Genomic DNA, 10,724 nt, shown 5'->3' with positions numbered 1-10,724 from the left:
TTAATAAAACTAAGCGAACTTTTAAGTTCGCTTTTTTTATGCTTAGAAAATTATTTCAGTAGTTTTGTGAATAATTTTTTACAAGGGTTAATACATACAAGGTCAGAGCTTTTGTTTTGATGTGAATAATAAAAAAAGTAATAAACTTTTTTGTGACCTAGTAAAAAACAATGTGTCTTAAATCAGTAACCAACCAAGTTAAAAAGAATTTACTAATAAATTGACAACAGACGCTGTTCATAGCCTGACAGATGAAGCGCTCGTAGAAGCAATCGTAAAAACCAATGACACTATGTTGTTTGAGGTGTTATACGATAGATACGCTACTATGGTGTATAATAAGTGCTATGGATTTGCCAACGGAGTCGATGAAGCCAAAGATTTAACTCAAGATGTATTTTTGAGAGTCTTTGTGAAACTGGCAAGTTTTAAAGGTAAATCTAAATTTTCAACTTGGCTTTACGCGTTTACATATAATCATTGTGTAAATTACGTAACCAGAAATACAGCAAAGAAGATTGAGAAAAAATCTATAAGTTCAGATAGTATTGAAAATATAGGTGAAGAAATTGATTTTACACGAGAATTAGAAAGTATGCGTGTGGAGCAATTAAAAAAAGTGATGGAGCTGATTTCCCCTGAAGAAAAAATGATACTTTTATTAAAGTATCAAGATAATTTAACAATTAAAGAATTATCAGATGTATTAGACATAGGTGAGAGTGCAGTAAAAATGCGCTTAAAAAGAGCAAAAGAAAAACTTGTACGTAAGTACGAAAATTATACGAAAGATGGAAAATCCATTTAAACAAATAAATCAGCCTTTAAAAGAGGTTCCAGCTGAGCTAAAAAGCAAAGTCATGCACGACATTGCAATGGCTAAGTTATTAATGGAACTGGCTGAGTTGTTTTCGTATAATATTGGTCATGTAATAGATAGTGTTATGGCTAATAGAAAAGAATAAATACTTAATAAACCCTAATGTTAAATTAATAAGTATGGATAAAGTAAACGAATTTTCTGATGTGGCTATGAAATCTCTAACCAACATTTGGCTAGAGATTACTGCAATATTTCCCAATATAATTGGAGCTTTTATAGTTCTTGTTATAGGATGGATTGTTACTAAGATAATAGTAAAGGTTATCAAAAAAGTATTAAAAATTGTTAAAGCTAATAAGCTAGATGATAAACTTAATGATATAGAAATAATAGAAGGTAAAAAGTTAAATTTTGATACAGTTAAGATTGTTTCTAACCTAGTAAAGTATTTAATGTATATCATAATATTTGTTACAGCATCAGATATTATGGGCTTAGAAATTATTACTGAGCAGATAAGTAATTTGTTATCTTATATACCGCAATTATTAGCAGCATTAATCATATTTGTTGTTGGTTTATTATTTGCAAACTTTGTAAAAAAAGGTTTAAAATCTTTGTTTGAATCTATGGAACTATCTGGCGGAAAAATGATAAGCCAAGTAGTTTTCTTTTTAATGCTTACTTTTATATCTATAACAGCTCTTAATCAGGCAGGTATAGATACAGAAATTATTAGCAATAACATTAATATGATTATTGCAGCATTTCTTTTAGCTTTTGCAATAGCATTTGGCTTAGGTGCTAGATTGGTAGTTGGAAAATTATTACATACATTCTATGCTAGAAAAATGTACGAAGTAGGGCAGAACATTACTTTTAATGGAGAAAACTATTCTATAGAAGAAGTAAAAAGTATTTCAGTAATACTAAAAAATTCTAAAGGCACGTTAATAGTGCCTATAAATGACTTAATGGAAAATCAAGTACAAGTGCAGGATCAACTATAAGGTTAGGGTTATAGATTTTATTTTGTATAAAATGGATCCTGCAGTACTTGATGCATAAAGAAAGTCTCTTCTTTTTTGAAGAGACTTTTCTTTTATATTTGTTTTTGAAGAAAGATTTTACGCTATGAACCAATTATTTAAGTTTACATTATTAAGTCTATGTGTTTCTTTTAATCTTTTGTCTCAAGAGGTTTTAGTACCTATTAAGGTTAAGGACAAATTTGGGCTTTCAGATTTAAATAAAACAGTAAGGGTAGAAGCTGATTACGACAAAATTAATTTTGGTATTAGACCAAATTATTTTGTGTGTTTTAAGAAACTTGAAGCCAATAGTTTTTTAACTTCATTAATGCATTATGATAAAACTATAATTAAAGATAAGCCTTACTTTGATTATGGGATTTATGATGATTTTATTATTGCAGCAGATACAACACGTTTAAAAACAGTAAAGTATCATAATGTGTTTCATTACGAAAAAATGCAGCTTTATGATTTAGAAGGGAAGTTGCTTTATCCAGATTACTATGCATTTATTGCTGTTTTTGAGGATGTAAGTAAAATAAGGAAAACATCAGAGATTTTTGTCCTTTTTCAGCATTTAGAGCATAGTTATACTTTAAGAATTTACAACAAAAAAAAGAAGGAGTTTACCAAAACGATTTTAGATAAGGTTGAAGATTTTGATTTTGTAAATAATGACCAAATGCTTTGGGCATTAGAATCTATGAAACTTACATATACCAATGAAGGTGTATATGGTAAAATGGAAGTAAAACTTGTTGAAGGTTTTTTTCAAATAACATCTCACGTTAAGCAAACTATAGCTCAAAAGCCTAAAACTTATAATGATTATTATGATGATGTTGAATTACCAGAGTTTAGTAATACACCAAAACAAAAAGTAGAGTTGCCAAAAAGCGATTCAATTTCAAAAACATTAAAGCAAGTTAGTATTGTTGGAAATCATAAAGATTTTACAACTACAAATTATTTGTACTTTGAAAATGTTTGGTACAGAAAAAAAGATTATATTTTAGGGTTTAAAAACGGTAAAGTTGGCTTAATAGATAATAAGCAAGGTGTGTTTGTTTTAAAGCCAGAATATGATGCTATATATAAAATGTCTGGTCGTTCTGCCTTTATTATAAAAAGGGATGATAAATATGGAGTTTACTTTTCGTATACAAAGACATTTATAAAGCCAATATTTAAAGATTTACCAGTAGTATATAGAAGAAAGTATAAAGGTAAAGGCTGTGATTTAATTGCGCTTTTTGATACTGAAACGTTAAAGCTGAAATATTACGCTACTTTTAAAGGCGACCTTTTTTATATAGAATAACCTTATCTCTTTTTCTTGTTTTTTCTATTATAGTTTTTGTCTCCTCTGGTTTTAGGTTTCTTGTATTTTTTAGCTATTTCACGTCGGTAAGAACCGCCAAGATTTGTCTTTTTATTTTTGTCTTTCTTTTCATGAAATGCAGGTCCTGGTACATCTTCTTTGCTACGTTTTGTTGGATTATTACGTTCTCTTATTTGAGGGCGTTCTTCTTCAATAAGTTCTGTAGATATTGCAACAGTTTCAGGAATTTGAAGTGTTGTTATTTCTATTTGCATTAAGTCTTCTAGACGTTCTCTGGCTTCTTGTTCTTTTTCGGTAGAGAATAGTATGGTATGGCCTTCTTTTTCTGCACGACCAGTTCTACCAATTCTATGCATGTAATTTTCAGGATAATCTGGTGTGTCAAAATTTATAACGTGTGTTATGTCTTCAATGTCTAATCCTCTTGCCATAACATCCGTAGCTACAAGCAAACGATGCTCACCTGCTCTAAACTGCTCTATACTTCGTAATCTGTAATTTTGAGTTTTATTAGAATGAATTACGCAAGATTGACTAGGAAACAATTCTTCGAGCTTATCAAATAATCGATCTGCCATTTTTTTATAGGCTACAAAAATTAAAACTCTAGAAAATTGGTCTTCGTCTCTAAGTAAATGCTCTAGCAGGTTTACTTTAGTATAAAAATTAGGAACATTGTAACGTTGTTGCCTTATATTCTCTAAAGGAGTACCAGAAACTGCAATTTGAATTTTTGTTGGACTAATAAAAAAATCTGTAATTAACTCATCGACATCTTTTGTCATTGTAGCAGAAAACATAATGTTTTGTCTGCGTTCTGGCAGAATGTCAAAAATATTCAAGAGTTGGTGTCTAAAACCAAGATCTAGCATTACATCAACTTCGTCAATCACTAACTTTTGTATAGATTTTAATTGTAAAACTCTGCTTACTGCAAGATCGTATAATCTACCTGGTGTGGCTACAATAATATCTTGTCCTTGGGCTACAGCTTTCTTTTGGGTATTAATGTTTGTGCCACCATAAACACCTAAAACTCTATTATTAATATACTTTGATAATTTCTCAATTTCATCAACAACTTGTACAACTAATTCTCTGGTAGGGACAAGTATTAAAACTCTGGGATTATCTTGCCTAGAATACTTAAGGTGTCTTAAAATAGGTAACATGTACGCAAATGTTTTACCAGTACCAGTTTGCGCAATACCAACAACATCTTTACCAGAAGCAACGATGTTAAAAGCCTCTGCTTGAATTGGTGTTGGGTTTTTAAAACCTAAGTCCTCTATGGCATTATTTAGAGGTGTATTTAAATTTAAATCTTGAAATAACACAGTATACTATTTTGTGCAAAGCTACTATTAATATTCTATATTAGTTGATTTGTGTTTTTTCAATTTCAATACTATAGGTTGCTGTAAAGTTATTGTTAGGGTTTAGCGAAATGACACCTTCTTTTTCTGTAATCTTTTGATTAGTTGTTTCAGAATCTGCAACACCTATCCAAGGCTCAATACAAACATAAGGTGCATTAGGTTTTGCCCAAATGCCTAAAAAAGGAAATCCTTCAAATTTTACTGATAATATGGTGCCTTTATTTATATGCTTTAAAGTGACTTTTCGAGATTGTACATCTTTAAAAATTAAAGCATCTTCATTAAATAAACTGTTGTTTAGATTTATGGTGTTTGGAGTGTTAAATACAGCCTTGGTTTCTTTTGTCACTAATCCTGTATCCATATTCAAAAGATAAGATTGACTAGATTCTTCTTTTTCAAATTCTAAAAAATAATCGGTATAAGATGTTTCTTCATCACTAGTACAATTAAAAGCAGGATGACCTCCTAAAGAAAAGTACATTGTTTTATGGTCTGTGTTTTTAACTGTGTGGTTAACAAATAATGCATTATCCTTAAGCTCGTAAGTGATTAAAAATTCAAAATCAAACGGATAAATAGCCTTTAATTCTGCATTAGATTTTAAGCTAAATGTTACTTTAGTTTCAGATTCTAAAATAACACTTAAATCTTCATTGTGTCTCACAAAGCCGTGTTTTGGCATTTTGTAAAGCTGATCATTATAGTAATATGAATTGTCTTTTAAAGCACCAATAATAGGAAATAGGTTAGGTGCGTGGCTTGCCCAAATTTTAGGATTAGCTTGCCACATAAATTCCGTGTTATTTTTTTGTGAACGAATACTGCATAACTCAGCACCTTTTTGCTTTATTTCTACACGAAGTAGGCGGTTTTTTAAGATTGGCATTGCAATTGTTTTAGTGAAATATACAATTCTTATTTTATCAAAAAACTATTCTCTTTATTTTTGCTGAATTATTTTATTTTTTTGAGAACAATACATAAACATTCACTAGAGCATCCTGAAATTTTTAAAGAACGACTACTACATTGGGCACAACAATTTGATGAAGTCGTTTGGTTAGACTCTAGCGCTTATAAAGATAAGTATGGTAGTTATGATGCTATCTTGGCAGTAGATGCTTTTACCAGTATACAAACCGATTATTTTGAAGCGTTTGATCGTTTGAATGAATATCAGCAAACAACAAACGATTGGATTTTTGGGTATTTAACCTATGATTTAAAAAATTCTACAGAAGATTTACAGTCTAATAATTTTGACGGTTTGGGTTTTCCGGATTTGTATTTTTTTCAACCTAAAAAATTGTTTTTAATACAAGGAGATGAAGTTACAATTCAATATCTAAAATTAGTAGATGATGAGATTGATGAAGATTTTAACGCTATTAATTCAACTTCAGTTTCGTCTTCAATTTCGGTTTCTTCTTCAGAGCCAATAAAGATAAAACTTCGAATTCATAAAGATGAGTATTTTGAAAAAGTGAATAAAATGCTATCGCATATTCATCGAGGAGATATTTATGAAGCCAATTTTTGTCAAGAATTTTTTGCTGAAAACAGCACCATTAATGCTGTAGATGTATTTAATAAACTTAATGAAATTTCTAAACCACCTTTTGCTACTTTTTTTAAGAATAGCGACAAATACCTTTTATCTGCCTCACCAGAACGTTATATAAAAAAAGAAGGTGATAGGGTTATTTCGCAACCTATAAAAGGTACAGCAAAACGTTCTGTAGATAAAATTGAAGATGCAAAACTTGCTGAAGATTTAAGCAAAGATGAAAAGGAGCGAAGTGAGAATATAATGATTGTCGATTTAGTTAGAAATGACTTATCGCATACAGCAACGAAAGGCAGTGTAAAGGTTGAAGAATTGTGTAAGGTGTATTCGTTTTTGCAAGTGCATCAAATGATTTCTACCATTTCATCTAGAGTCCCAGCAGACATTAAACCTGTAGATATTTTAAAAACAACCTTTCCTATGGGAAGTATGACAGGTGCGCCAAAAATTTCTGCCATGCAAATTATTGAAGCTTTAGAAGAAACCAAAAGAGGTTTATATTCAGGTTCGGTAGGTTACTTTACACCTCAAGGTGATTTCGATTTTAATGTTATTATAAGAAGTATTCTCTATAACGAAACTAATAAATACATTTCTTATTCTGTAGGAAGTGCCATTACTGCAAAGAGTATTACTTTAAAAGAGTATGAAGAATGTTTGGTAAAAGCTAAAGCGATGCGACAGGTTTTAGAAGACTAGATTATTAGAGGTTATAATTGAAACATCTAATAATCTAACTCATCTAATTTGTCTAAAGATCTATCTATTCCAAATGCCTTCTAAAACTCTTTTTTACTTTTTCAAAAATAAGCTCAACACGAGATATCTCTATATTTTTAATAGCTGCTATATCCTCAAAATCTAGATTTCCAAAGATGTATAAATCAACAATGTTAGAAATATTTATAGGTAACCAACTATAGAACCTTCCAAATACTTTTGGCGATTCGGTTTTAGATAGATTTTCTAGTTCAAAAGCCTTGAGTAAAGATGCTTGTTTGTCATCATACAGATAAAGGTGATTGCTATGATCTTGTTGATAAGAGATGTCACTTAACTCAGTATTTAAGATTAAATCCATATCTGCATCAACAGTAAAATCTTCGCCTAGTTTACTAAGTTCATCTTTAAGAATAGTATCTGTGCTAATGGTGTTTTTATGATGTGCTTCTTTCTTAAAGAGCACATTCATATAATTATCAACTAGCTTAAATAGCTCAAGTTTAATAGCCATTCGTTCGGCTTCTATATTAAACCCATTGCTATAGAGTTGTATAATAGATTCGTCAATAATTCCATTAGACGAATACATGTTTTTTGGAATAATGCCTGTGGTCTCGGCAATATAAATTCTGTGTTTTACATAAGGATGTAAATGGGACACTGCAGAAAGTACTTTTTTATCGAAAGCAGTTTGTGCAGATTTTGATGATAGTTCTTTAAAAGTGCTCATAACTGGTTGTTTTAATATTTTCTTAAAGCTATTAATAACAATTTGTCTTTATTATGATAAATATCATTATTAATCTAACTAAATATAATAGTTGTTAGCGTATCTCAATATTGTATCTTTACATCATGCTAAATGCTTTTAATTCTCATATTAAAGAACGCTTTCCCTTTTTAAAGATAAGTAAAATTGTAATTGCTATTTCAGGGGGTGTTGATAGTGTTGTTTTAGCGCATTTGTGTAAAGAATTAGAGCTTAATTTTTCTTTAGCGCATTGTAATTTTAATTTAAGAGGAGAAGAAAGTAATTTAGATGAAGAATTTGTTTTAGAATTAGCAGAGCAGCTAAATGTTGAAGTGTTTATTCAAAATTTTGATACTGAAGCTTACGCTAAATTAAATAAGCTTTCCATTCAAATGGCAGCTAGAGAATTGCGTTACAATTGGTTTGAAGATTTAGCTAAACAATTACAGTTCGATTATATCCTAACCGCACACCACGCAGATGATAATCTAGAAACATTTTTAATTAATTTTACTCGTGGTACAGGTATAAATGGCTTAACAGGAATACCAGAAATTAACGATAATGTGGCTCGGCCATTGTTGAGATTTTCAAGAAATGATATTGAAGCTTATGCAAATGAAAATGATATTACGTGGAGGGAAGACAGTAGTAATAGTTCCAGGAAATATCTTAGAAACAAGCTAAGGCACGAGATCGTACCGATTTTAAAAGAAATTAATCCACAATTGTTAGATAGTGTTCAAAGCACCTTGTCTAACCTTCAAGATACAGCAGCTATAGTTAATACAAGTGTAAAAGATTTTTTAAAAAATGCTATAGTTAAAGAAGATGAAGCTAGTGTAATGTATGCAGTTTCAGAATTTAAAACTCAAGCCAATCCAAAAGCATTTTTATTCGAAGTCTTTAAAGATTACGGATTTACAGCATGGAATGATGTCGCTAATTTATTAGATGCAGAAACAGGAAAATATGTAAAGTCTAATACGCATTGTTTAACTAAACATCGTGAATTTTTAATCTTATCAGAGTGTCATTCTGAACTTGTTTCAGAATCTAATATTATATTGAGCGAAATAGAAGTTGAAGATGGTAACGTTGAAACACCATTAGGAGTTTTATTGTTTGATGAAGTTGATGCTTTAAACGATAATTCTGATACTACAATTTATGTAGATGCCAAAAAACTAGAATGTCCTTTAGAATTACGGTTATGTCAAGCAGGTGATGTCTTTTATCCCTTAGGAATGAAAGGTAAAAAGAAGGTCAGCAAATATTTAAAAGACGAAAAGCTAACTCCAGTTGAAAAAGAAAACTCTTGGGTTTTAACATCAAATAATAAGGTAGTTTGGGTTGTAGGTAGAAGAGCAGATGATCGCTTTAAAGTAACTGACCAAACAAATAAAATTTTAAAAATAGAATTAGGATAAACTCTTTCCCTTTGGGAAAGATGTCCGAAGGACAGAATGGGATCATTAAAAGGAAACATCGTAGATATACAAAACCGTAGAATTTTTAAAGGAGAAATTACTTTTGAAAAAGGCAAAATTATTTCAATTATTGAAAAAGACTGTGATGAAAACCATTACATCTTACCAGGTTTTGTAGATGCACATATTCATATAGAAAGTTCAATGTTAGTACCAAGTGAGTTTGCTAAGACTGCTGTAAAGCATGGTACAGTAGCCACAGTTTCCGATCCTCACGAAATCGCTAATGTTCTAGGTGTTGAAGGTGTAGAGTTTATGATTGAAAACGGTAAGCAAACACCCTTTAAGTTCAATTTTGGAGCACCAAGTTGTGTGCCGGCAACGAGTTTTGAATCGGCTGGATCTGTCATTGATTCTGATGGAATAAAGGAATTAATGTCTAATCCAGATATTAAGTACTTGGCAGAAATGATGAATTATCCAGGAGTGATTTATGATGATGCAGAAGTTCTTAAAAAAATAGAATGGGCTAAACATTATAATAAACCCATTGATGGTCATGCGCCAGGTTTACGAGGAGATGATTTAACCAAATATATTGCGGCTGGTATTTCAACAGATCACGAATGTTTTACCTACGAAGAAGGTCTAGAAAAGCTCCAAAAAGGCATGAAAGTGATTATACGAGAAGGTAGTGCAGCCAAAAATTTTGAAGCTTTAATTGATTTACTCGATGAGCATTACGAAAGTATAATGTTTTGTAGTGACGATAAGCATCCAGACGATTTGCTCTTAGGTCATATCAATCAACTTTGTGCTAGAGCAGTTGCAAAAGACAATGATGTTTTTAAGGTGTTACAAGCAGCTTGTGTCAATCCTGTAAAGCATTATAGTCTTGGTGTTGGTCTGTTGCAAGTAGGTGATGTTGCTGATTGTATTGTGGTAGAAGATTTAAAAGATTTTAAAACACTTCACACTTATATTGATGGAGTATTGGTTTTCGATAATGGATTTTCAAAAATTAAACATGTTGAATTTCAAGATCTTAATAATTTCAATACCGATAAAAAAGACGTTTCAGATTTTAGATTCGAGTCTGGTAAAGACAAAATAAGAGTCATAGAATGTTTAGATGGTGAGCTGATTACCAATCAACTTATTGAAAATGCAACGATTGAAGATGGAAATTTGGTTTCAAATACGGATACTGACATTTTAAAGATGACGGTTGTTAATCGTTATAAAAATGATCCACCAGCTATAGCATTCATTAAAAATTTTGGATTAAAGGAAGGCGCAATAGCATCATCTGTTGGGCACGATTCTCACAATATTATAGCAGTTGGAGTCTCTGACGAAGCCATTTGTAAAGCTGTAAATCTCGTTATAGAGCATAAGGGTGGAATCTGCGCTGTAAGCAATGACGAACAAAAAGTTGTGCCTTTGCCAGTAGCAGGTATTATGAGCAATCAAAATGCAGAAACAATTGGCAAGCAATATTCAGAATTAGATGCCATGGCAAAACAATTAGGAAGTACGTTGCATGCACCTTATATGAGTTTGTCGTTTATGGCTTTACTGGTGATACCATCACTGAAGCTAAGCGATAAAGGCTTGTTTGATGGTAATTCGTTTCAATTCACTAACCTTGAATATATAGATAATGCCTAAT

At 31.0% G+C, this 10,724-nt stretch carries 10 protein-coding genes; 7 read left to right on the top strand and 3 right to left on the bottom strand.

Features of this window, described 5'->3' with window-relative positions; genetic code table 11:
* The first annotated feature begins 220 nt into the window (after window positions 1-220).
* The 4 genes from N4A42_RS01550 (at window position 221) to N4A42_RS01535 (ending at window position 3,178) form a co-directional block, all read left to right on the top strand.
* Window positions 221-808 (top strand): RNA polymerase sigma factor, encoded by a 588-nt coding sequence (locus N4A42_RS01550; protein WP_294068887.1) that lies wholly within the window; start codon window positions 221-223, stop codon window positions 806-808.
* Window positions 792-965: a hypothetical protein gene (locus tag N4A42_RS01545; protein WP_294068884.1), complete on the top strand. Its 174-nt coding sequence runs from the start codon at window positions 792-794 to the stop codon at window positions 963-965. The genes N4A42_RS01550 and N4A42_RS01545 overlap by 17 nt, the downstream gene beginning before the upstream one ends.
* 34 nt (window positions 966-999) lie before the next feature.
* Entirely contained in the window at window positions 1,000-1,833 is an 834-nt protein-coding gene (locus tag N4A42_RS01540) for a hypothetical protein (protein ID WP_294068881.1), read from the top strand.
* A 124-nt stretch (window positions 1,834-1,957) separates the two neighbouring features.
* A complete protein-coding gene (locus N4A42_RS01535; RefSeq protein ID WP_294068878.1) occupies window positions 1,958-3,178 on the top strand; it encodes a hypothetical protein in 1,221 nt (406 codons plus the stop codon).
* A gap of 2 nt (window positions 3,179-3,180) precedes the next feature.
* Here the strand turns inward: N4A42_RS01535 and N4A42_RS01530 are convergent, their stop codons facing one another.
* Window positions 3,181-4,536 carry a DEAD/DEAH box helicase gene (locus N4A42_RS01530; protein WP_294068875.1) on the bottom strand — a complete coding sequence of 452 codons (1,356 nt, stop codon included), beginning with the start codon at window positions 4,534-4,536 and terminating at the stop codon, window positions 3,181-3,183.
* Window positions 4,537-4,576: 40 nt separating this feature from the next.
* Entirely contained in the window at window positions 4,577-5,467 is an 891-nt protein-coding gene (locus tag N4A42_RS01525) for an aldose 1-epimerase family protein (protein WP_294068872.1), read from the bottom strand.
* Between the two features lie 81 nt (window positions 5,468-5,548).
* On the opposite strand from N4A42_RS01525, the gene N4A42_RS01520 reads away from it, so the two are divergent.
* Complete coding sequence (locus N4A42_RS01520; RefSeq protein WP_294068869.1) at window positions 5,549-6,847, top strand: anthranilate synthase component I family protein; 1,299 nt, start codon at window positions 5,549-5,551, stop codon at window positions 6,845-6,847.
* A 64-nt stretch (window positions 6,848-6,911) separates the two neighbouring features.
* On the opposite strand, the gene N4A42_RS01515 is transcribed toward N4A42_RS01520, so the two are convergent.
* Window positions 6,912-7,601: a hypothetical protein gene (locus N4A42_RS01515; RefSeq protein ID WP_294068866.1), complete on the bottom strand. Its 690-nt coding sequence runs from the start codon at window positions 7,599-7,601 to the stop codon at window positions 6,912-6,914.
* A 125-nt stretch (window positions 7,602-7,726) separates the two neighbouring features.
* On the opposite strand from N4A42_RS01515, the gene tilS reads away from it, so the two are divergent.
* A complete protein-coding gene (gene tilS, locus N4A42_RS01510) occupies window positions 7,727-9,052 on the top strand; it encodes a tRNA lysidine(34) synthetase TilS (protein ID WP_294068863.1) in 1,326 nt (441 codons plus the stop codon).
* A gap of 36 nt (window positions 9,053-9,088) precedes the next feature.
* Window positions 9,089-10,723, top strand: a complete 1,635-nt coding sequence (ade, locus tag N4A42_RS01505) for an adenine deaminase (protein ID WP_294068860.1) — start codon at window positions 9,089-9,091, stop codon at window positions 10,721-10,723.
* Window position 10,724: the final 1 nt, after the last annotated feature.

Source organism: Winogradskyella sp. (genome assembly GCF_025210595.1).
Classification (GTDB): Bacteria; Bacteroidota; Bacteroidia; order Flavobacteriales; family Flavobacteriaceae; genus Winogradskyella.
Note: the sequence above shows the minus strand (reverse complement) of the source record. Positions and strands in the feature narration are given on the sequence as shown.

Excerpts from the sequence above, each read along its gene's own strand:
- N4A42_RS01545 (WP_294068884.1), top strand. The coding sequence starts at position 792 with ATGGAAAATCCATTTAAACAAATAAATCAGCCTTTAAAAGAGGTTCCA.
- N4A42_RS01540 (WP_294068881.1), top strand. The coding sequence starts at position 1,000 with ATGGATAAAGTAAACGAATTTTCTGATGTGGCTATGAAATCTCTAACC.
- N4A42_RS01535 (WP_294068878.1), top strand. The coding sequence starts at position 1,958 with ATGAACCAATTATTTAAGTTTACATTATTAAGTCTATGTGTTTCTTTT.
- N4A42_RS01525 (WP_294068872.1), bottom strand. The coding sequence starts at position 5,467 with ATGCCAATCTTAAAAAACCGCCTACTTCGTGTAGAAATAAAGCAAAAA.
- N4A42_RS01515 (WP_294068866.1), bottom strand. The coding sequence starts at position 7,601 with ATGAGCACTTTTAAAGAACTATCATCAAAATCTGCACAAACTGCTTTC.
- tilS (WP_294068863.1), top strand. The coding sequence starts at position 7,727 with ATGCTAAATGCTTTTAATTCTCATATTAAAGAACGCTTTCCCTTTTTA.
- ade (WP_294068860.1), top strand. The coding sequence starts at position 9,089 with ATGGGATCATTAAAAGGAAACATCGTAGATATACAAAACCGTAGAATT.